This is a genomic window from Rickettsia endosymbiont of Proechinophthirus fluctus (genome assembly GCF_001602635.1).
Classification (GTDB): Bacteria; Pseudomonadota; Alphaproteobacteria; order Rickettsiales; family Rickettsiaceae; genus Rickettsia; species Rickettsia rickettsii.
In genome coordinates, this window is the sequence record NZ_LECS01000004.1 from 356,201 (window position 1) to 376,574 (window position 20,374).

The window sequence follows — 20,374 nt, forward strand, 5'->3', positions numbered from 1 at the left end:
ACTATATTATATAGTTAATAATTAGAAATTTTAAAAGGTTTTAATTGATGCATAAAAAATCCCTTCCGTTAATGGCACTGAGAGATATGGTAGTATTCCCGGGAGTAATTGCTCCTATTTTTGTGGGTAGGCCAAAATCGTTGCAAGCACTCTCTCATACTACCATTTCCGAGGAAGATAATAGTAAATATATTTTAGTAACTTTACAGAAAAAATTTGATCAAGAAAACCCTAGTACACACGAACTTTATAACACAGCTATACTTGCCAAGATTATCCAAATAGTGAAGCTGCCTAATAATACGGCAAAAATCTTAATAGAAGCAGTAGCAAGAGTAAAGCTAAGCAATATCAAAGGCGACGAAGCTTTTGAAGCAAATTACGAAATTATTCCAGATGAAGAAATATGTGACGTTAATAACATGCGTTCACTCGTTGATAATGCAGTACAACTATTTAGTAAATATGCGATTAATGATAAGAAAGTTAATGCAGAAATTATTGAAACTATCAATAAAGAAACAAGTAATAGCACTAATTTCATAGATATTATAAATATATTAGCCTCACATTTGATAACTTCACTTGAGGCAAAGCAGCATTTATTAGAAGAAACTAGTCCTTTTAAGCGTATCACTACGGTTATTAGTACCCTTACTTCCAATATAGTAAATTCAGAAACCGAGCAGGCATTGCAGCAAAGAGTAAGAAAGCAAATTGAAAAAACGCAGCGTGATTATTATCTGCACGAACAAATGAAAGCTATTCAAAAAGAGCTTGATGAAGATAAATCAGAACTAGCCGATATTGAGAAAAAAATTAAAAGTTTAAAATTATCAAAAGAAGCAAAAGAAAAAGCTGAGGCTGAACTTAAGAAACTCCGTACTATGAACCAAATGTCAGCGGAGTCGGGAGTAACGCGTAACTATCTTGAGACATTGCTTAGCCTGCCTTGGGGTAAGTATGATAATAGCAAAATAGATATTAACCAAGCAGAGAAAATTTTAAATCGTGACCATTTTGGACTCGAAAAAGTTAAAGAACGAATTATAGAATATTTAGCGGTATTACAGCGTTCAAGTAAAATTAGAGGACCTATATTATGTTTAATAGGTCCACCAGGGGTCGGTAAAACTTCACTTGTAAAATCTATTGCCGAAGGAATGGGCAGAAAATATACTAAACTTGCGCTCGGCGGTGTTAGAGACGAAGCAGAAATCAGAGGGCATAGAAAAACTTACCTTGGATCAATGCCTGGTAAAATTTTAGGTCAACTTAAGAAAGTTAAGACTAGTAATCCTGTAATGCTGCTTGATGAAATCGATAAAATGAGTTCTGATTTTAGAGGTGATCCGGCATCCGCCTTGCTTGAGGTATTAGACCCTGAGCAGAATAGTCACTTTGTTGATCATTATCTAGAAGTAGAATATGATCTATCAAATGTAATATTTATTGCTACTGCTAACTCTCATGATTTACCTAGAGCTTTAAGTGATAGAATGGAAAAAATATATATTTCCGGTTATGTAGAGGAAACAAAGCTCCAAATTGCCAGAAATTATTTAGTTCCAAAACAATTTAAAATGCATAAAATCAAAAAAGATGAAATTACTATATCCGAGGCGGCAATTTTGGATTTAATTAGATATTATACCAAGGAATCAGGTGTAAGAGCTTTAGAGCGTGAAATAGGGGCATTAACTAGAAAAGCATTAAAGCAGATTTTAGCAGATAAAAGTGTTAAGCATATCGCCATAGATAGTAATCATCTTGAAGCATTTTTAGGAGCTAAGAAATATAATTTCGGGCTTGCCGAGAAAGAAGATCAAATAGGAAGTACTACGGGACTTGCTTACACTGAAGTAGGCGGAGAGCTTTTAACTATAGAGGCTTTAGCATTTCCAGGGAAAGGTGAAATAAAGACCACCGGAAAACTCGGTGATGTTATGAAAGAATCGGCAATGGCTGCCTATAGTTGTTTTAGAAGTAGAGCAACAAATTTTGGATTAAAGTACGACAATTATAAAGATTGTGATATTCACATTCACGTACCGGCTGGAGCTATTCCAAAAGATGGACCGTCTGCTGGCTGTGCTTTGTTTACGACTATTGTTTCGTTGATGACTAAAATACCTGTACATCGTACTGTAGCAATGACTGGTGAAATTACTTTAAGAGGCAATGTTTTACCTATAGGTGGTCTTAAAGAGAAGTTACTTGCTGCAAGTAGGGGAGGTATTAAAACCGTGTTGATTCCTGAAGAAAATGTCAAAGATTTGCAAGATATACCGCCGAATATAAAAGAAAGCCTAGAAATTATATCTGTATCAAATATTGATCAAGTACTTAAGCATGCTTTGGTAGGAACACCGATAAATAAATAGAGATTTGTTAATAGTCAACACATATTAAATTAATATAAGCTATAGTAAAGTAATTCTTTTTGACTTTTCAATCAAAATGCGATTTTTCTTGCTTAATTCCTGACTATCTTGAGCTCACCTATTATTATAGACTCTCTTCCTTTGCTGGAATAAATCTAGGAAACGGGGAAGCACAGATTTATATGTCTGGAGCAGGTCATATTACAATTAATGCTGCAAATATAAATCTTACTAACAATAACTCTATACTTACTCTTTTTGACGGCAATATCACAACGTTAACAGGTAATATAAATAATACTACCGGAGTTAACGGTCACGGGATACTAAATCTAGCTCATGATCTTGGTAGTAGTAACATAATAACAGGCGATATAGGTAATATAGGCTCATTAGCCGCAGTAAACGTTTTACTTGGGGCGGCCTTAATTCTACAATATTAAAAGCTACTAATATTAATTTCAATGTTGCATTATTAAACGCTATAAAAGCAAAAATACAAATAAATGCTAATTTAACAATCAATGATCCAAGTGCCGGAGATATAGGTGATATTAGAATAGCGGATAATACGATATATACAATAGATGCAGCAAATGGGAATGTAAATTTGCTAAAATAATAATTTAAACAAATCTGGCAATGATGAATATGGAATAGTGAGAATAGGAGCAATCACAAAATACCTAACCATAGCAAATAACGGTGGACCTTATACTATAGAATACTCATCGCCTTAAGAATTTCATAGTAGACTGAAGCAGGTGATGTCGTAGTCGATAATATGGTATTTACGCAGTTACTTAGTATGAATAGCAGGTAACATTTAACCAAGTTTTAGACCTAGGAGTGGGTGGTAACATATTATTTAGAGCAGATGGTGAGTTAATAGTAAATGGTGTGACCAAGTTCAGTTACGACCTCTGCACATAACCAAGGAAATAACCAATGCACACTGACAATACAAAGCGGTAATGTTAACGGTACGATTGGAACTAACGGCAGCAGCTTAAAACTCATAAATATCGGAGCAGTCCCCATTACGTTCTCAGCTAATGTATTTGTTCCCGTAGCTTTAAATAAGAATGGCTCTATCTTAGCTTTAGCAGATGGGGTTACGCTAACCGGTAGCGTAGGAGCAAATGGAGCAGTACTTAGCACCGGCGGTGTAGGCGGTACATTGAATTTTATAGGTGACGGTAATGTAACTCATAGGTACGGATGCTGCAAATAGCCCTGCTAATGCTAATATAAATATCCCTAACTTTACTTAATTCAGTAATACCCATTGCGGCAATTAATTTTATTGCGGCAATTAATTTTTGTGCTTTTGCGGTATTTTCTTTCTGTATAGTTCTTATTAATTCTTGATTTGAGGGTTGAAAGCATCTAAACATAATTATTTTCTTATTAAATTCTATAAATTTTGTTAAAAATGAGCTTATAGATAGAATCATAATAAGAAGTTTTAAGAATACAATAGAAATTTAACTAAAAGTGTGAACAAATGAGTTGAGGTTACTTTAAGGCATATACAAAGTTAGCTTTTTATAATATTTTAAAATTCAAAATTTAAAAGAGTTTAATATAACAATTAAAACAAAAGGCGAATAAAAGGAGCATATGAATTTTTTAGAAAACGACAGGAAATCCCAAAACCTGAAAGGGGTTGGCGAGAGTGACGGGACTCGAACCCGCGGCCTTCTGCGTGACAGGCAGATGCTCTAACCAACTGAGCTACACCCCCTTATACTCTCCTGCTTTTAAGTATTGCTCTTTCATTTTATCAAGGATTGCATCTTCATCTATTAAGTATAGGCTGCGGGTACTCACATCTCAAAATAAAATTCAATGCTTGAAATCATTTGAGTATACGTAAAAGATAACAATGTATATAACAATTTTTCTATTTCTGCAAGAGTAAAATATCGTATTTTATCAAAAAATATACAGAACCTAACATCTAGCTTATTCCTAATATTATAATTACTAGATATCTCTATTAATCCAAATTAGTCACTACTAGTTGAAGCCTTGAAAATTATTATACTTTTTAAGGCCTTTGTTAAAAAAGAAAAACCTGGTAGTTACATTTATTGTAATAAAATCTTACTTTATTAATAATTATTAGAGGTTTTATATGACTAAACCATATGTCATTAAATTAACTACTCCTTTTGAGCGTATTACACTTTATAATTCTATACCCGATATTGCTCTTAGAAGTGCTATTATTATGCAGGCAATAATAGATGCAACTAATACTTCTACCAAGAAAGAGGCAACAAAAGCAGAATATAACGCTAAAAAATGGCTTGTTGAAAATAATGAAAATTTTAATGCTACCTGCTTAGAAATTGGAATTGAGCCTAATTATATAAGAAAGACTGCTAAAAAACTCATTAAATCTCAACAAAATAAGGATAAGCGTCCTAAACTCTACGGCTAAAGTTTAAATAAATTAATTTGTAATAAAACTTGAAATTACTCTAAATATAAATTAATTGTATAGGTGTTACTTAGTAACGCCTATATATTAATTATTTCAGATTATAAAGGTTATTTATGATTATTTCAGTTTCAGGTCAACATATTTCTATCGGTAATAATTTACAAGAATATTCAAAAGAGAGGGCTACGCAAGTCGTTAAAAAATATTTTACCGATATAATAAATATAGATATACATTTTTCAAAAGAAGGAATTAACTTTAAATGTGATATTATAGTAAAATATGGCTCCGGTAAACATAATATAGTCAAAAGTAATGATAGTTGTAGTGATATATATGTAGCTTTTGATAAAGCTATGTCAAAACTAGAAAAACAGCTTAGAAAATATAAATCAAAATTCAAAAATCATCATGCGGGTAAAGTAAAAATATCAGAAATTGCTTACGAAGGTACCAAATATATTATTAATCCGCAATCTGATAGTGAAACCTCTAACGCCGAAGATAATGATAATCCGGCAATTATCGCTGAAAAGCCTGTAGAAATATTAAAATTATCAGTAAAAGAAGCGGTAATGCAAATGGATTTAGAAGATTTACCTGCATTAGTATTTAAAAATATAAATAATGATCGTATCAATATAGTTTATTATCGTAAAGACGGTAATATTTCTTGGGTAGATTATAATTAATGCTCATTATCCCTTACAAAGGAGTTACGCCAAGAATCGATAAAAGTGCATATATTGCCGAAAGCAGCTCTTTAATAGGAGATGTTGAAATAGGTAGTAATTCAAGCATTTGGTTTAATACGGTTCTTAGAGGCGACGTTGAATCGATAAAAATAGGAAATAATACTAACGTACAAGACGGTAGTGTAATTCATGCTTCAAGGTTTAACGGACCGGTAGAAATAGGCGATAATATAACTATCGGTCATCTCTCTCTTATTCATGCCTGTACAATACATAATAATGCTTTTATCGGTATGAGTGCTACGATAATGGATTATGCAGTAATAGAAGAATATGCCTTTATTGCTGCAGGCAGTCTTATCCTGCCAAACCAGATAATTAAATCTCAAGAATTATGGATGGGATCCCCTGCAAAATTTGTTAGATATTTAACCGATCAAGATTTAGAATATATGCAAGATAATGTAAGACATTATGTAGAACTTGCAAATGTTTATAAGATACTCGTTTAATTTGAAAAATTGGCGTCGTCTATCTACTTTTTACGTATCAAGAGTATATAATGAATCCTTAAATGCCTTAACCGTATTTTTAAGTAAAAACGCAATAGTCATCGGTCCGATGCCGCCTGGGACGGGAGTAATATATCGTACTTTAGACTGAACATTTGCAAAATCAACATCACCGATAATTTTATTGCTGCTAATTCTATTAATGCCTATATCAATTACTATAGATTCAGGATTAAAATATTCTGCAGTTAATTTTAAAGGTGAGCCTATTGCAGCAACAACAATATCGGCTTTAGAAGTAATAGAGCGTAAATTGTGTGTCTTAGAATGACAAATAGTAACGCTGCAATTTTCTTTTAACAGTAAAGCACTTAAAGGTTTGCCTACTATATTTGAGCGTCCAATAATTACAACATTTTTACCGGTTAAATTAGGTTCGTATTTTTTTATAGCTGCAAGACAACCAAGAGCAGTGCAGGGAATAAAGCCTTGACTAATTCTGCTATGTAAGTAACCGACATTTAAAGGGTGGAAACCATCGATATCTTTAGAAGGCGATACTGCCGATAAAATTTTATTTTTATCTATGGAGCTTGGCAAAGGAAGCTGAACTATAATTCCTGAAATCTCGTTATCAAGGTTTAACTCATTGATTTTTGATATTAAATCATTAGTATGAATAGTAGCAGATAGATTTATTAATAAAGTATAAATTCCTATTTGATGTGCATTTTTTATTTTGTTTCTTACATAAATAATGCTTGCCGGATTATCGCCTACTAGGACTATAGCAAGCTTTGGTGAAGCGTTGGTTTGGCTTGTAAGTTCTTGAATTTCTAGCTTTAAGTTTGCTAGTATCTCATTGGCTAATGCTTTACCGTCAATTATATTATTCACTCTTATTTTTGTCTCCGTTCAGTTTTAACGTCATTGCAAGGAAATTACGTAAGTAATTGACGAAGCAATCTCAGGAGTTTGTTATTGTTTCATGAGATTGTCATGTTCTCTACGGTTGTTCGCAATGACGATCTCTTTATTTAGTCACGCTCTTACTTCTTTTCCCCGTATTTTTGGTAGTAGAATACTCAAAATGTAGAGCCTTACCGTCAAATACTCTACTATAAGCATGATGAAGACTGCTTGCCGCTTCAGCAAAACCCGTAAGAATCAGCTTAAGCTTACCAACATAATGAGCAATATCGCCAATGGCGTAAATACCTTCTATATTAGTTTGATAATAGGAAGAGTCTACTTCAATATGGTGAAGCTTAACATTTAACCCCCAATTTGCTAAGCTACCTAAATCTTGTTTTAACCCAAAAAAAGGTAGTAATATATTGGTATCCAATTTGCGAGTATTATTTTGTAAATCTTTAACTATAACCGATTGAAGTTCACTATTATTACCATCTAAAGCATTTAATTGATAACCGGTTATTAACTCGATTTTATCGGTTTCTGCAATATGCCTTAATTGCCTTACGCTTTCAGGAGCTGCCGTAAATTTATCCCGCCTATGTACTAAATATATTTTATTTGCAATATCTGAAAGAGAAATAGCCCAGTCAACAGCCGAATCCCCGCCGCCTGCTATAACTATATTTTTACCCGCAAACTTGCTTTTATCATTGATGAAATAAAAAACTGACTTGCTTTCAAAATCTTCAATATTCGCAAGGGGCGGTTTGTTTGGACCGAATGAACCTGCTCCTGCTGCAATAATAATAACTTTGCTTTTAATAAGAGTATTTTTTGAGGTTTTAATTTCAAAAAAATTATCTTGTTTATTTAGCTCTATAGCTTGCTGATTTAAATGATATATAGGGTTAAAAGGAGCTGCTTGAAGTGCTAACTGTTTTATTAGCTCTTCTGCTACAATTTTAGGATATGCCGGTATATCGTAAATAGGCTTTTCAGGATATAGGGTAATACATTGACCGCCGATAACTTCTTGTGCATCAATAACATGACACTTCATGCCAAGCATTCCTGCTTGAAAAACTGCAAATAATCCAACCGGACCGGCACCTATTATTACAACATCAGTATTATGCATACTTTTTATATTTAAATTTTAAAAAGGATTTTATTGGATATTGAGAAAATAATCAATGGTTATGTGAGTATATTTATAGAAATCCAACACTTTCTCAGAGGGATTTTTAAAAACTGTCGGATATTATACTAGACGAGGTGCATTTAAAGGTTGTACTGCATTCCACTTTTCTTCTACGGGTTCTAATATATCCGCTTTTATCTCGGCTTTGTTTTGCAGCATACCGAATAATGAGATTTTTTTAGTATTTATAGGTAATATTTGTGCTACTTCCCTATCGCTTTTGGTAATTATAATAGATTCTTTATCTGTTTGTAATTTTTCTATATAAAGAATCTATTTATAGCTAATTTGGGTTATATTCATAATATTTTAATGTAAAAAAATAAAATTTAAAGAAAAACCAAAACAAATTCTGTGGGGTACATATCATCAATTCATATTTAAATATAACCATTTCTTAAACTAGCCTTGTAAAATCGTTAAACTTTGTAAAAGATTAATAATAGAAATTAATTATTTTTATAATTAATTATGAAAATTAAGATTCTACAAAATATTATCGGTTTTATTATCTTAACTATAAGTACGGGCAATAGTTTTGCCTCCTCCGCTAATGCTTTTTTTCCTTGTTAGTACGATGGTTTTACCGTCTTGTATAGTTCGGCTACTCCTTTAGCTTTCGGTACGTATGTTCCAACTGTCGATGCTCTGCAAACAAATACAATTATAATAAAGTGTACTTTAGGTACTAATTATACTGTTTCATTAAATGCCGGTACTGCACCTGCTGCTACAACTAGTACCCGAAAATGATTGGTCTTATTAATACTAATAGTTATTTACCTTATAATCTTTACTCCCATGCAGGGAGAACGCAGAATTGGGGCAATCAATCAGGTGACTGGGTAATGGGAACAGGACTAGATCAAACGCTCGCAATATACGGCAAAATACCTCAAGGAGCAAATGTTCCTTCCGATACTTATAATGATACAATTACAATAATCGTGGCATATTGATATAAATATTTTTTAAGATTTCTACCTATCCTATCTATATTCTTGACTTTTAATTCTTTTGCCAGTGCCACTATCGTACCTGTCAATATATAGTAATAGAATAGCGACTATGACGGTGCAAAATAATGATTATGCACCTAAAAAGTTTCAATTAATTCGTTTAAAGTGTACATATAAAGATGGTATGAATATAAAGAAACTCAAGATTTAGTGGCAACTCCGGTAACGTTTACCTTACATGATGGTAAAATACAATTGATACGGGTAGCTTTAAAAAACACACAGAATTATTCTACTAAAGCAGAAGACTATAGAATTGTTATAAAAGGATTACCTCGTAGAGTGAAGTTAGAGAATAGTGTTACCTCTACAGTAGATCTTGTTGTTCAGCATAGTATAGCTATAACAATATCAGGTTAAAAATCTTTAAAACTAAATAAATTAAAGCAATGTGCTTTTTAAATACAATAATATCAGTTTTCATAGGTATTATTTTTTTATACCGGTGAGTTTTGCAGGTGGAGTTATCTCTGAATCTCTTGGTGATACTTCGCCTTGAATCGCAGCGGATACAAACGTACATGAGGATTAGGAGTTAGGGTTATTGCCCCAATTACCTCTAGCAGTAGAATTTGAGAATAGCGCTAATGAAATTGCGGGTGAGAGTGAATTTATGGTTTCGTTAGAAGTTAATTATACCGAAACCGATATATTGCCGACTATAGTGCAACGCTCAAGGTCATTATTTAATTCCTCTTGAAGATATAGAACATTTTGATGTTCAAGAAGATTATCTTAAGCAGGGTTTAGTGAATTATCATGATACTGCATATATTAATTTAGATTTGCTTGAGGGTACTAAATATGATTTAAACTTTGAGAATTTAGATTTAAATATTACTTTTCCAGCAGAAAAATTCAACCTCAATCATTTGATGCTTCAGGTGGTCCTATGAAGAACGTCGATACTAAACTTATTAGTGTGGTATATTTAAACTATGATGTGACTCTTAGTCCAAATGATGATATTAATTATTTAGCCGGAGTAGAGGAGCTCAATTATTTCACTGAACACGGTGTATAGTTATAGTTTCTTATTTCAAACTGAAGCCGTTAAATCAAATTTTTCTAAAATCACAAATACCACAAAAAACCAAAATAAATTTACACGTTTAGACACAAATTGGACATATGAGAATGTGAATAAGATGACTAATTGGTGGGTAGGGGATAATAGCATAACTAAAGTGTCTTCTTGGTCTAACTCCACTAGATTTGCCGGTATTCAGTATACTACTAACTTTGCATTTAGACCGAATTTAGTTACCTATCCGTTACTGGATTTTAGAGGGAAATCAGAACTTCCAAGCAGTATAGAGATATTTTCAAATAGTATACCTATATATAATGCTAAAGCTCATATTGGGGATTTTGATATAACCAATATTCCGGTTATCACCGGTAGAGGTGATTTAATAGTTAAAACGCAAGATATAACCGGTAAAGTGTAGACAATTACTATTCCTTATTACGCATCACCGAGCTTATTACGTTCCGGGCTTTCACATTTCTCTTACTAAGCAGGTTTTCAAAGACAAGATTTTACTATATATAGCAGTGCTTATAAATTCTAAATACTGATTATATGCTTGGTATGAATGATTATTTAACAAGCGGCGGACATTTTGAATTTTTAAAAAATAATGGAGCAGTAGGGGTAATAATTTAAAAATCGGAAATTTATTATAGGCATTTCAGCTAGTTGTGGTAATACCGATTTTGGTAATATAAGTGTTAATTTTTTGTCTTTTGTCGTAAATAACACAATGCAAAAAGGTAAATGCTCAAATATATTATCATCAACTTATCAAAGAAATATTACTAAAAAAGGTTTCTTAAGTTTTACTATAGGTACCGCTTTAAACAGTAAAAGTAAAAATAATTTTGCCTATATACCATTTAACTTAAATTTAGATTCCAATAAAAGCATTTCATTGACCGATTTATATCAAAATAAATATCATACAAAGCAACTTGGTGTTTCCTCGCCGATTACTTCAAATATGGGATGGGAATATAATGCTAACCTGATCCAAAGCTAAAGCTACAAATTACAATGTACAAGTTAACCGTAACGGTAAAAATAATGATATTGGAGTTTATCTGCAGAAAAATGATACCGCAATAATGAAACAGTTTAATATCAAAGGAGGAATTTTCTCTATTGATAAAAGCTGTTATGAGACAAGACCGATTAACAGAGGTCTTGCTTTGATTAAAGTAAATAGTTTAAAGAATGTCGGGGTTTATAATAATAGCGGGTGATACCGATGATAAAGGTAAAATGCTTGTACCTAACTTAACACCGTATGTTCCTTCCGAAATAAGACTAGATGATGAAAATCTACCTCTTAATACAGAGTTTGAAGAAATTGCTTTGAAAGTTGCTCCAAGAACAAAATCAGCGGTATTATTAGACTTTAATATTAAAATAATTAAAAGCATTGAAATGATAGTATTTGATAGTACGTGAGTATTGAAGGTTTAGATGAAGAAATATTTGTAGGCTATGACGGTAAGATATATATTAAAGATCTTGAAGTATTAAACGGTTCTATTTGTGACGAGAATGCGGAGAATAATAAATACTGTCATTTTAGCGTACCGGTTAATAGAGATTTAAATGACCCTGTAATTGATTTAGGCGAAGCAATATGCAAATGAAGACTTATTGTTACTCCTGTGTGAACTAAAAACGCTCCGTTGTCATACCGTGGCTTGACTACCACGGTATGACAAATTCTTTTTAAGCAATGTCAAGAAATCAATAATAATATTATTAATCAACATGATTATGTCAGGAAATGCTATGATGTTACTTGCAACATGTAATCCGTCAGTTCCAACCGTAAATTTCGGTAGTTTTAATGTCGGTGCCATTAGCACAACTTCCGTTACTGCTTCAGTTACTTGTAGTGCTTTATTATCACTACTTGTTAGCTATACCGTCACTTTCAGTACGGGAGCTGCTAATATTTATAACCCAAGAAATATGATTAATGGGGTACGTAAGCTGAATTATAATTTGTATAAAGATGGCGGTTTTACTCAAATCATCGGTAACGGTACTAGTAGTACTGTAACATTTACCGATAGCTATACACTAGGTCTTGAACCGGTCACAAAAAACTATACCGTATATGCACGTCTGCCGTCACAACCTCTTGCTGCTGCCAGCACGTTTCAAGACACTATTACCGTAACCCAGCCATGGCTATATAATAAAAAATCTTTACAATCAAAATGCTTGAGCCTAGGTTCTAACTTTGTTGCTTGCATGGATTGACTCCTAGGGTGCTAGACATGGCTGTCCAGTATTATGAAGCTGTATTTTTATTATAATATCAAAAACAATTTAAGTTTTATATTACTATAACTACATTTAGTATTTTGTAGTTACTTAATATTTTTAACTTAAATAAAGGTCGAATTTATGAAAAATGAAGAACAACACAATCCACCAACTCCAAAACATGGTCGAATAATATTCCCGCTTTACACAATGGGAAAAGTTTGTGTAGATAAGAAGCTAATAGATGAAGAGTGGAAACTTAACGAATTTGAAACAGGGAAAGGAAGTGATGAGCGTTTTGGAAATGATGTCGCAGGGGAACCGCTACCACTAGATGGGCATATTCTTAATGGTGGGCGTACAGATGATACAGATTGGGTAAATGCTACTAATGAAGAAATAAGAGCGGAATTAAAAGATCCAATGTTTAACTGGATAAACTATACCATTAGAAGGTAAGAAAAAACTTACAATAGCATGGGATTATACTGTATCACATAAAACTTGCTGTTATATAGTGCAAATGACAAAAGCAGAGTTTACCTTTGCAAATAGACTGAAACACGATGATTTAGAAGAAATTTATAGTGAACTTTCTGATCAATTTCCTTACTGGGATCATACATTAGTTCCTTCTAAAATGATTGAAGTAACTTTTCCAGATAGAGAGCCAGGATATTATGTTGTAGAAGTTGATTGGAGAGTAGCCGACACGCCACGTTTGTTGCATAGTTTATTGGTGAATATAAGGATGAGGTTACACCGATAGGTCTCTTAATACGAATGATAGAGAATGTATTTAATGTTATTCCCCTATAGATAAGGTCTTGTTGCATGGATCAGTTTTCTTTCTGTTACGCTGTGACTTGATCGTGAGATGACAGCGATGGAATCAATCCTTAAACTTATGTCTACGCGAAAATGCAACCAGGAACCACTCAACGTTACCTTACTTCCGCAGGATAAGACTGTTTGTGCCTTAAGAAAGTATAATATATGTACAAACAATGCTATATAGTAATCAAGAGTGATTTGTGTCAAGTCAAAAATCTAAAAAAAAAATAAATATTTATATTGAATAAATTATTATTCTCGTGTCTACTTAAGTGAAGCTTCTATACACTGAATATGGTGTCATTTTTTCAAAATAAGCATTATAAATCCTACAACCCCATTAGTACCTATAATGAACACGTTTAAAAAAAATAAATTTCAAATCACTATAAACAACAACCATAACAATTTACTTACTCCTTTCGGTAAAGCTATTCTGCGAGATCGATATCTTATGAAAGGTGAGGATTTTCAAGATTTATTTGCAAGAGTTTCTAGTTATTATGCCGAAAATAAACAGCATGCTCAGAAGTTATATGAATATATGAGTAAAATGTGGTTTATGCCAGCAACACCAATCTTAAGTAACGGCGGAACGGGTAGGGGACTTCCTATTTCATGCTTCTTGAATGAGACCGATGATAGCTTAGACGATATAGTAAATTTATGGACAGAAAATGTTTGGCTTGCTGCACGCGGTGGTGGGATTGGCAGTTATTGGGGTAATGTTCGTGCTATTAATGAAGGGATTCGTGATAAAGGTCATTCATCTGGTATTATACCGTTTATTAAAGTAATGGATTCTATGACTCTTGCTATTTCGCAAGGTTCTATTAGACGAGGTTCATCGGCTGTATATTTGCCTATTAATCACCCTGAAATTGAAGAATTTATCGATATAAGACGTCCGACAGGCGGAGATGTTAACCGTAAAGCTCTTAATATTCATCACGGTATAGCTATAACCGATGAATTTATGAAAGCAGTTGAAAACAATACGGATTTTGACCTTGTTAGTCCTGCTACCAAAAAAGTCGTCAATAAAGTTAGAGCAAGAGATTTATGGGTTAAGTTATTAACTACTAGAATAGAAACAGGTGAACCTTACTTGTTATTTATCGATAGTGTTAATAAATCTATCCCTGAGCATCATAAAAAATTAGGGCTTCAAGTTAAAATGTCTAATCTTTGTAGCGAAATTACATTGCCGACGGGAATTGACCATCTAGGCAAGTCAAGAACTGCTGTTTGCTGCCTTTCCTCTTTAAATTTAGAGTATTACGAAGAGTGGAAAGACGATAAAGAATTTATCCATTCTATTATGTTGTTCCTTGATAATGTTTTAGAAGACTTTATTAATAAAGCACCGGATACTATGGCAAGAGCTAAATATTCGGCTTTACGTGAGCGAAGCGTTGGACTTGGCGTAATGGGCTTCCACTCATTTTTGCAAATGAAAAAAGTACCGATAGAATCGGTTATGGCAAAAGTTTGGAATAAAAAAATATTTGAATATATATCTGCTGAAACTGATAAAGCCTCAATAGAAATCGGTAAAGAAAAAGGAGTATGTCCTGATGCTCTAGATGCAGGAAGTAATGAACGATTTAGCAATAAAACCGCAATAGCACCTACCGCCTCAATTTCGGTAATAGCAGGTAATGCCTCACCCGGGATAGAGCCGTTTGCCGCTAATAGCTTTGTACAAAAGACTTTAACCGGTTCTTTTAACGTGCGTAACAAACATTTAGAAAAGTTATTAGAAGAGAAAGGATTTAATAATGATCAAGTTTGGTCTTCGATTGCAACACATGAAGGATCAGTACAACATTTAACATTTTTATCCGAAGAAGAAAAACAGGTTTTCAAAACCGCTTACGAAATTGATCAGAATTGGCTCATTGAACTGGCAAGCGATCGTACTCCTTACATTACGCAAGCACAATCTTTAAACATCTTTTTACCAGGGAATGTTAGTAAGAAATATTTAAATAATATTCATTTTAAAGCCTGGACAAAAGGAGTAAAAAGTTTATATTACTGTCGATCGACATCAATACAGCGAGCCGATAAGGTCTCACATGACGTATTAAAGGCCGATTTTAAAGATTTAGAGGAACAAAACGATAAGTTAGCAGAAGCCGGTAACTACGCAGAATGCTTAGCTTGTCAGTAAGTATAACTATGCAAAGATATATTTAGACCCAACAAATGATGTAGCATTTAAAAAATTGTTTACGGATAAAACAAGGTGACTAGGCTTTCTCAATATATTATGAGGTTACCTGAAGAGTTAAGGATTATCAACCTTGAGTATATTTCAAACGAACAAGCGCCGGATTTAGGACAGAATACAAGGAGTATAATAGACGTAAAAGTTCAAGATAACTCCGGCAATATTTATATTGTTGAGATGCAAAATAGCTATGCCGATGCTTCTTTATCAAGAGTACCATTTGACAGTGGTATAGCATTTTCTTCGCAATTAAAAAGAGGAAAAGAATATGTTGATCTAGCTCCTGTAGTAATGGTAGTAATTATTTCTGGACTTCAGGCATTGCCCGAGGAAAAAGAATGTATTAGCTATCATCAAACTATTAATGTCGGTAACGGTAAGCATCAACTTAAATGCTTGCGTATTTGTTGAATTAGACAAATTTACCAAAGAAGCAGATGAGTTAGAAAGCTTAGAAAATGATTGGTTATATATGATGGCTAAATTCGATAGAGCAAAAGAACCCCCGCAACATACAAAAGATGAAAATAGCATTATCAGTTTATAAAACTATTGAATAATTTAACTGGAGCGAAGCAGAATATGATAATTATATTAAAGCGATGCTTGCTACTCAAACAGAAGAGTTAAATCAAAAGCCGATAGAGCAAATAATTAAATATACTAAGCTTTCAAAAGAAGAAATAGAAAAATTAAAAGAAGAAAAATTATGTCACTACTTGATGCAAGTCCAATTTATAAACCGTTTTCATATCCATGGGCATATGAAGCTTGGCACACTCAACAAAAAATTCATTGGCTACCGGAAGAGGTACCGCTTGCCGACGATGTTAAAGATTGGAAATATAACTTAACTCCAGGGGAAAAACATCTATTAACGCAAATATTTCGTTTTTTTACACAGGCAGATATTGAAGTGAATAATTGCTATATGAAGCATTATTCACGAGTATTTAAACCGACTGAAATATTAATGATGTTATCAGCATTTTCTAATATGGAAACGATACATATCGCGGCATATTCACATTTACTTGATACGGTAGGTATGCCGGAAGTAGAATATTCAGCATTTCTTAAATATAAGGAAATGAAAGACAAGTATGATTATATGCAGCAATTCGGAGTGGATGCCAAAGAAGATATAGCAACTACACTCGCAGTATTTGGAGCTTTTACTGAAGGATTACAGCTATTTGCTTCTTTTGCGATCATGCTTAATTTCCCTCGTTTTAATAAAATGAAAGGTATGGGACAGATTATTGCTTGGTCAGTGCGTGATGAAACACTTCATACTAACTCAATTATTACTCTATTTAAGACTTTTGTAAGAGAAAATCCTGAAGTTTGGACAGAAACTTTACGTAAACGTATTTATGAAGCTTGTACGACTATTGTGCATTTTGAAGATGCCTTTATTGAACTTGCTTTTGAAGTTGGCGGTATTGAGGGATTAACGGCATATGAAGTAAGACAATATATTCGTTATATTGCCGACCGTCGTTTAATGCAGCTAGGACTCAAAGATGTATATTTGGTAAATCATAACCCCCTTCCTTGGCTTGATGAAATGCTAAACGGAGTCGAACATACGAACTTTTTTGAAAATAGAACAACTGAATATTCAAAAGCAGCGACTACCGGTTCATGGGAAGAAGTATTCACTGAGATGGACGCCACAGTGGAGGCTAAATAATATACTCAGATAGCACTTATGCTGAACATGTTGTGTCGAAGTATACATATTAAGAACAACAATAACAAAAAATTAAAAATACCTGATCTTTATTTTTAAAAATTTTTTAAAATAGATTTAGAATATTTAAACATTGCAAGTGATTTTATGGCTGTTATAAATAATAAAAACTATCAAAAAGTTGTAGAACAAGTTTTATCTTCTTCTAAAGCTAATAAAGTACTAAAGAGTGCAATTCAGGACTTATCATCTTCAAAGAGTATAAGCTTAAGAACGATATTACTCGGAGCAAGATTTATTTTAACTCATCCTGTAAATACTTATAATCTTGTGAAGCTTGCTAACTCTTCTAAGATATATCTTGATCCGGAATTTCAAAAATCACTTCTTAAAAAATCTCCAATATGGGAATTTTTAAAAAAACATTCGGATGATTTGCCTAAAATAGGTCAAATCTTAGCAAATGCAGGCTTTAGAGAATTTCAAGATAAGAGTGCTTTAGATGAAAAGGGACTCGAAATACTAAAAGAATGTTTTAAAAATGAACAAGTACTTAAAAAACTTCAAGAAATTGCAGTTGAAGTAAAGCAAGAGCTACCGGACTGGAATAAAGTGACTTCTAGAACTTTAGATATGCTGGTTACCGATAAAAACTTCCAAAAATTCTTTAACGAAAAGAGTGAAGATATTACGCAATACATACGTACAGGAGTAACTGAAATACTTCCAAGCGATTATATAAAAACTTTTGATGATATATTACAAAAACCCGAAAAGAAAAATTTATTAAAAATATTTAATGAACATCCTGATTTTAAGCAAGCACTGGCTAAAAATATAAACAATCCTAATACTCTAAAAAGATTTAATAAATTATCTCCTGAAAAACAAATAATTATTGAAAATTTCTTAGAAGAAGCAAAAGAACAAGCTAAACCTTTCTTAAAAGAACATTTTGAAACCTACAAAATTGATCTTAAAATTTTAGATATTATTCCTACTTTATTAAATAAAATGCCTGAGACAAAAGAGATTTTTGATACTCTTAATGCTCCAAATCAAGGTGTAATGATATCTCTTGAGAAATCCTTAGAAATGGTAGCTGGTGATGATAAATTAAAAAGTTTTTTTGCTAATAATAAAACAATCTTACCAAATATTGCTTTAGGTATTATTGAAAATACTCCTAGCGTACAAAACGTAATAAAAGAATATAATTTTGATAAACAAATGCTTAGTATTGTAGGCGAAGTTATGTCAAAACCGGAAGTTGCTCATGAGATTATTGCAGACTTAAATAAAGGCGATTATATGAGTTTAACCGGTAATATAATCTCCGCCCTTAATGATCCTTCATTTAAATTAAAAGATATATTAGTAGAGCAAAGTACAGGAGGTCTATTTGATAATTTAATTACAGGAGTTTTAGAACAAGATGCAAAAAATAGCCAAACTATAAAACAACAACTTATAAATTATAATCTGGAAGCGAGTGATGTTACAAAGCTAACGAGCATAATGCCTATATTACTTGATCAATCTGAATCATTAAAAAAGGTTTTTCGAGATTTTATTCAAGGTGATTATACGGGAATGGCAAAAGAGTTAATAGCTTTAACTAAAGACAATCCTGAAATTAAAAAATATTTAAACAATAATAGAGAAATATTTGCAAGTATTTTAGATAAAACTTTAGTAGAAATACCCGGTATAAATAACCTTGATAAGAAAGAATTATATAATGTACTTCCATCAATGTTAAACCATCCTAATGAATTAGTTAAAGTTATAGAAGAGGTTGAAAAAAGTAATTATCGTGAGGCTGCTAGTGCTATATATAATCTAGCTCAAAAAACAAATTATTTGGAAGGGCAATTGCCGAATATTATAAAAGCAGGTTTTAGCTATGCTACTGAAAAACTAAAAGACGTATTTAGTCCATCACAAGATTTTAAAGATAAAACTATAGATGCAATTACTCTTAGAAATAATTTATATAAAATACAAAATGGAAAATTCAGCTTAGAGGGAGCTATATTAGTAGGTGATTTATCTAATATCGACTTCTCAGGCGTATCATTAAAAAATGCAGATTTAACTAAAGTCACTTCTTTCAAAGATTGTAATTTTAAAAAAATTAATTTAGCAGAGGCTAAATTACCTGATAATTTAATGCTACTTACTGATACTTACAATCTTGATAAGGCTATCCCTCCTTTAGTACCTAAACTAATTAAAGAACAACAAGCAAAATTAATTGATAAGGCAATTGATAAATTATTTTTACAAATACAAGCTGAAGGAAAAAAAAATGTACTTAGTAAAAAAAATTTTGCTCAACAAGTAAAAAGATTATATGAAGAAAATCAAACGATTAAAGACTATATTATAGAAAAACTAAATTCACTACCTATGAATATGGTTACTAACCTAGCGACTCCTAGAACAAATCAATATAAACATATTACAAATCATGTAAATTCTCCATTACAAGTATTGAACCCTTTATATGAAAATATTGCAAATAAACAAAATATTAAGAGTAATTTATTAGCAAATATTTTAAGCGAGAAAATATCACAAAAACTTTTTGATAAAGGTGATAATAGAGGTGAAGATTTTTACATGATAAATCAGATGCTAAAACCTATCATTTCTGAATATTCTAAAGAAAATCCTGATAATATAAATAATTTTTTAGAGCCAAAAAATCTAGAAAAGTTAGCAAGTAATATTGCCTCTACTTTATATTCTAAATCTAAATATACTGGGGTAGGCACTATTACCGGTGGAATTTATTTACCAAAAGAAATCTTCAATGAACAGTTAAAAGACAACTTTAAAAATGAGTTCGAAAATATTAATAAATTAAATGTTTTAAAAGCAGCAAAAAATATAGTTTCAAATTTAGATAGTAAAGTGCATGTAGTAGATAATCACGATAAATCACATACTTACGCATCATTACCTACAAAAAATAAACAAATACACAAATAACTCCATAAATCTTAGATCAAATTGATTTAATTACCATATTATGTAACATAAATTAAAATATTTAAGTAGTGCTTATAATTTATTTCTTTGAATCAATTTTAAGATAATTTAATGTTTATGTAATTAAATATATTTCAT

Annotated in this window: 27 protein-coding genes, 1 tRNA gene and 2 pseudogenes; 24 read left to right on the plus strand and 6 right to left on the minus strand. The window is 32.1% G+C overall.

What is annotated here, in order from left to right; genetic code table 11:
* Window positions 1–47: 47 nt before the first annotated feature.
* Together lon and BG75_RS09810 are read left to right on the plus strand one after the other, a co-directional pair.
* Window positions 48–2,384: an endopeptidase La gene (gene lon, locus BG75_RS03700; protein ID WP_062811486.1), complete on the plus strand. Its 2,337-nt coding sequence runs from the start codon at window positions 48–50 to the stop codon at window positions 2,382–2,384.
* A 59-nt stretch (window positions 2,385–2,443) separates the two neighbouring features.
* Entirely contained in the window at window positions 2,444–2,827 is a 384-nt protein-coding gene (locus BG75_RS09810; RefSeq protein WP_252903635.1) for a hypothetical protein, read from the plus strand.
* Window positions 2,828–3,269: 442 nt separating this feature from the next.
* Here the strand turns inward: BG75_RS09810 and BG75_RS08990 are convergent, their stop codons facing one another.
* The 3 genes from BG75_RS08990 to BG75_RS03720 all read right to left on the minus strand — a co-directional run bounded on the left by BG75_RS08990 (window position 3,270) and on the right by BG75_RS03720 (window position 4,131).
* Window positions 3,270–3,545 carry a hypothetical protein gene (locus tag BG75_RS08990; RefSeq protein WP_217284877.1) on the minus strand — a complete coding sequence of 92 codons (276 nt, stop codon included), beginning with the start codon at window positions 3,543–3,545 and terminating at the stop codon, window positions 3,270–3,272.
* A 26-nt stretch (window positions 3,546–3,571) separates the two neighbouring features.
* Window positions 3,572–3,781 carry a hypothetical protein gene (locus BG75_RS03715; RefSeq protein WP_252903636.1) on the minus strand — a complete coding sequence of 70 codons (210 nt, stop codon included), beginning with the start codon at window positions 3,779–3,781 and terminating at the stop codon, window positions 3,572–3,574.
* 273 nt (window positions 3,782–4,054) lie between these two features.
* A tRNA-Asp gene (locus tag BG75_RS03720) sits at window positions 4,055–4,131 on the minus strand.
* Window positions 4,132–4,524: 393 nt separating this feature from the next.
* Here BG75_RS03720 and BG75_RS03725 point away from each other — a divergent pair.
* The 3 genes from BG75_RS03725 (at window position 4,525) to BG75_RS03735 (ending at window position 6,043) form a co-directional block, all read left to right on the plus strand.
* Window positions 4,525–4,833 carry a hypothetical protein gene (locus BG75_RS03725; protein WP_062811488.1) on the plus strand — a complete coding sequence of 103 codons (309 nt, stop codon included), beginning with the start codon at window positions 4,525–4,527 and terminating at the stop codon, window positions 4,831–4,833.
* Window positions 4,834–4,949: 116 nt separating this feature from the next.
* Window positions 4,950–5,528, plus strand: a complete 579-nt coding sequence (gene hpf, locus BG75_RS03730; protein WP_062811489.1) for a ribosome hibernation-promoting factor, HPF/YfiA family — start codon at window positions 4,950–4,952, stop codon at window positions 5,526–5,528.
* Complete coding sequence (locus BG75_RS03735) at window positions 5,528–6,043, plus strand: gamma carbonic anhydrase family protein (RefSeq protein WP_062811490.1); 516 nt, start codon at window positions 5,528–5,530, stop codon at window positions 6,041–6,043. The genes hpf and BG75_RS03735 overlap by 1 nt, the downstream gene beginning before the upstream one ends.
* A gap of 30 nt (window positions 6,044–6,073) precedes the next feature.
* Here the strand turns inward: BG75_RS03735 and folD are convergent, their stop codons facing one another.
* The 3 genes and pseudogenes from folD to BG75_RS09815 all read right to left on the minus strand — a co-directional run bounded on the left by folD (window position 6,074) and on the right by BG75_RS09815 (window position 8,435).
* Complete coding sequence (folD, locus tag BG75_RS03740) at window positions 6,074–6,940, minus strand: bifunctional methylenetetrahydrofolate dehydrogenase/methenyltetrahydrofolate cyclohydrolase FolD (RefSeq protein WP_062811491.1); 867 nt, start codon at window positions 6,938–6,940, stop codon at window positions 6,074–6,076.
* 152 nt (window positions 6,941–7,092) lie between these two features.
* Window positions 7,093–8,099: pseudogene (locus BG75_RS03745) on the minus strand (NAD(P)/FAD-dependent oxidoreductase).
* Between the two features lie 123 nt (window positions 8,100–8,222).
* Window positions 8,223–8,435, minus strand: a complete 213-nt coding sequence (locus BG75_RS09815) for a hypothetical protein (protein WP_062811493.1) — start codon at window positions 8,433–8,435, stop codon at window positions 8,223–8,225.
* A 318-nt stretch (window positions 8,436–8,753) separates the two neighbouring features.
* On the opposite strand from BG75_RS09815, the gene BG75_RS09820 reads away from it, so the two are divergent.
* From BG75_RS09820 to BG75_RS03835, 19 genes and pseudogenes are all read left to right on the plus strand, one after another.
* Window positions 8,754–8,915: a spore coat protein U domain-containing protein gene (locus BG75_RS09820; RefSeq protein ID WP_252903637.1), complete on the plus strand. Its 162-nt coding sequence runs from the start codon at window positions 8,754–8,756 to the stop codon at window positions 8,913–8,915.
* Window positions 8,912–9,121: a spore coat protein U domain-containing protein gene (locus tag BG75_RS09825; protein ID WP_084777213.1), complete on the plus strand. Its 210-nt coding sequence runs from the start codon at window positions 8,912–8,914 to the stop codon at window positions 9,119–9,121. Before BG75_RS09820 ends, BG75_RS09825 begins: the two co-directional genes overlap by 4 nt.
* Before the next feature lie 109 nt (window positions 9,122–9,230).
* Window positions 9,231–9,541 (plus strand): annotated as a pseudogene (locus BG75_RS03760) (fimbria/pilus periplasmic chaperone).
* Window positions 9,542–9,725: 184 nt separating this feature from the next.
* Window positions 9,726–9,881 (plus strand): hypothetical protein, encoded by a 156-nt coding sequence (locus tag BG75_RS09830; protein ID WP_252903638.1) that lies wholly within the window; start codon window positions 9,726–9,728, stop codon window positions 9,879–9,881.
* A gap of 49 nt (window positions 9,882–9,930) precedes the next feature.
* Window positions 9,931–10,077 (plus strand): hypothetical protein, encoded by a 147-nt coding sequence (locus BG75_RS09835; RefSeq protein WP_252903639.1) that lies wholly within the window; start codon window positions 9,931–9,933, stop codon window positions 10,075–10,077.
* Window positions 10,074–10,205, plus strand: a complete 132-nt coding sequence (locus BG75_RS03770; RefSeq protein ID WP_062811495.1) for a hypothetical protein — start codon at window positions 10,074–10,076, stop codon at window positions 10,203–10,205. Before BG75_RS09835 ends, BG75_RS03770 begins: the two co-directional genes overlap by 4 nt.
* The gene (locus BG75_RS03775) at window positions 10,198–10,632 is read left to right on the plus strand and encodes a hypothetical protein (RefSeq protein ID WP_062811496.1); all 435 of its coding nucleotides are present in this window, start codon (window positions 10,198–10,200) and stop codon (window positions 10,630–10,632) included. The genes BG75_RS03770 and BG75_RS03775 overlap by 8 nt, the downstream gene beginning before the upstream one ends.
* Window positions 10,633–10,923: 291 nt before the next feature.
* Window positions 10,924–11,223 (plus strand): hypothetical protein, encoded by a 300-nt coding sequence (locus BG75_RS07375; protein ID WP_252903640.1) that lies wholly within the window; start codon window positions 10,924–10,926, stop codon window positions 11,221–11,223.
* 85 nt (window positions 11,224–11,308) lie between these two features.
* Window positions 11,309–11,446: a hypothetical protein gene (locus tag BG75_RS09840; protein WP_252903641.1), complete on the plus strand. Its 138-nt coding sequence runs from the start codon at window positions 11,309–11,311 to the stop codon at window positions 11,444–11,446.
* Entirely contained in the window at window positions 11,418–11,654 is a 237-nt protein-coding gene (locus tag BG75_RS03790; RefSeq protein WP_062811497.1) for a fimbria/pilus outer membrane usher protein, read from the plus strand. Before BG75_RS09840 ends, BG75_RS03790 begins: the two co-directional genes overlap by 29 nt.
* A complete protein-coding gene (locus BG75_RS03795) occupies window positions 11,651–11,845 on the plus strand; it encodes a hypothetical protein (RefSeq protein WP_041472436.1) in 195 nt (64 codons plus the stop codon). Before BG75_RS03790 ends, BG75_RS03795 begins: the two co-directional genes overlap by 4 nt.
* Before the next feature lie 145 nt (window positions 11,846–11,990).
* Window positions 11,991–12,467, plus strand: a complete 477-nt coding sequence (locus BG75_RS03800) for a spore coat U domain-containing protein (protein ID WP_062811878.1) — start codon at window positions 11,991–11,993, stop codon at window positions 12,465–12,467.
* A gap of 147 nt (window positions 12,468–12,614) precedes the next feature.
* The gene (locus tag BG75_RS03805; protein WP_012150837.1) at window positions 12,615–12,932 is read left to right on the plus strand and encodes a hypothetical protein; all 318 of its coding nucleotides are present in this window, start codon (window positions 12,615–12,617) and stop codon (window positions 12,930–12,932) included.
* Between the two features lie 55 nt (window positions 12,933–12,987).
* Window positions 12,988–13,242 (plus strand): chitin-binding protein, encoded by a 255-nt coding sequence (locus tag BG75_RS03810; protein ID WP_368072223.1) that lies wholly within the window; start codon window positions 12,988–12,990, stop codon window positions 13,240–13,242.
* Between the two features lie 417 nt (window positions 13,243–13,659).
* Window positions 13,660–15,483, plus strand: a complete 1,824-nt coding sequence (locus BG75_RS03815; protein WP_062811498.1) for a ribonucleoside-diphosphate reductase subunit alpha — start codon at window positions 13,660–13,662, stop codon at window positions 15,481–15,483.
* A 75-nt stretch (window positions 15,484–15,558) separates the two neighbouring features.
* Entirely contained in the window at window positions 15,559–15,954 is a 396-nt protein-coding gene (locus BG75_RS08995) for a PD-(D/E)XK nuclease family transposase (protein WP_217284879.1), read from the plus strand.
* The gene (locus BG75_RS09845; RefSeq protein ID WP_062811500.1) at window positions 15,908–16,090 is read left to right on the plus strand and encodes a hypothetical protein; all 183 of its coding nucleotides are present in this window, start codon (window positions 15,908–15,910) and stop codon (window positions 16,088–16,090) included. The genes BG75_RS08995 and BG75_RS09845 overlap by 47 nt, the downstream gene beginning before the upstream one ends.
* 162 nt (window positions 16,091–16,252) lie before the next feature.
* Entirely contained in the window at window positions 16,253–17,239 is a 987-nt protein-coding gene (locus BG75_RS03830; protein WP_062811501.1) for a ribonucleotide-diphosphate reductase subunit beta, read from the plus strand.
* A 147-nt stretch (window positions 17,240–17,386) separates the two neighbouring features.
* The gene (locus BG75_RS03835) at window positions 17,387–20,236 is read left to right on the plus strand and encodes a pentapeptide repeat-containing protein (RefSeq protein ID WP_062811502.1); all 2,850 of its coding nucleotides are present in this window, start codon (window positions 17,387–17,389) and stop codon (window positions 20,234–20,236) included.
* Window positions 20,237–20,374: the final 138 nt, after the last annotated feature.

Excerpts from the sequence above, each read along its gene's own strand:
- lon (WP_062811486.1), top strand. The coding sequence starts at position 48 with ATGCATAAAAAATCCCTTCCGTTAATGGCACTGAGAGATATGGTAGTA.
- BG75_RS03715 (WP_252903636.1), bottom strand. The coding sequence starts at position 3,781 with ATGTTTAGATGCTTTCAACCCTCAAATCAAGAATTAATAAGAACTATA.
- BG75_RS03725 (WP_062811488.1), top strand. The coding sequence starts at position 4,525 with ATGACTAAACCATATGTCATTAAATTAACTACTCCTTTTGAGCGTATT.
- hpf (WP_062811489.1), top strand. The coding sequence starts at position 4,950 with ATGATTATTTCAGTTTCAGGTCAACATATTTCTATCGGTAATAATTTA.
- BG75_RS03735 (WP_062811490.1), top strand. The coding sequence starts at position 5,528 with ATGCTCATTATCCCTTACAAAGGAGTTACGCCAAGAATCGATAAAAGT.
- BG75_RS09825 (WP_084777213.1), top strand. The coding sequence starts at position 8,912 with ATGATTGGTCTTATTAATACTAATAGTTATTTACCTTATAATCTTTAC.
- BG75_RS03770 (WP_062811495.1), top strand. The coding sequence starts at position 10,074 with ATGAAGAACGTCGATACTAAACTTATTAGTGTGGTATATTTAAACTAT.
- BG75_RS09840 (WP_252903641.1), top strand. The coding sequence starts at position 11,309 with ATGAAACAGTTTAATATCAAAGGAGGAATTTTCTCTATTGATAAAAGC.
- BG75_RS03790 (WP_062811497.1), top strand. The coding sequence starts at position 11,418 with ATGTCGGGGTTTATAATAATAGCGGGTGATACCGATGATAAAGGTAAA.
- BG75_RS03800 (WP_062811878.1), top strand. The coding sequence starts at position 11,991 with ATGATGTTACTTGCAACATGTAATCCGTCAGTTCCAACCGTAAATTTC.
- BG75_RS03805 (WP_012150837.1), top strand. The coding sequence starts at position 12,615 with ATGAAAAATGAAGAACAACACAATCCACCAACTCCAAAACATGGTCGA.
- BG75_RS03815 (WP_062811498.1), top strand. The coding sequence starts at position 13,660 with ATGAACACGTTTAAAAAAAATAAATTTCAAATCACTATAAACAACAAC.
- BG75_RS09845 (WP_062811500.1), top strand. The coding sequence starts at position 15,908 with ATGTCGGTAACGGTAAGCATCAACTTAAATGCTTGCGTATTTGTTGAA.
- BG75_RS03830 (WP_062811501.1), top strand. The coding sequence starts at position 16,253 with ATGTCACTACTTGATGCAAGTCCAATTTATAAACCGTTTTCATATCCA.
- BG75_RS03835 (WP_062811502.1), top strand. The coding sequence starts at position 17,387 with ATGGCTGTTATAAATAATAAAAACTATCAAAAAGTTGTAGAACAAGTT.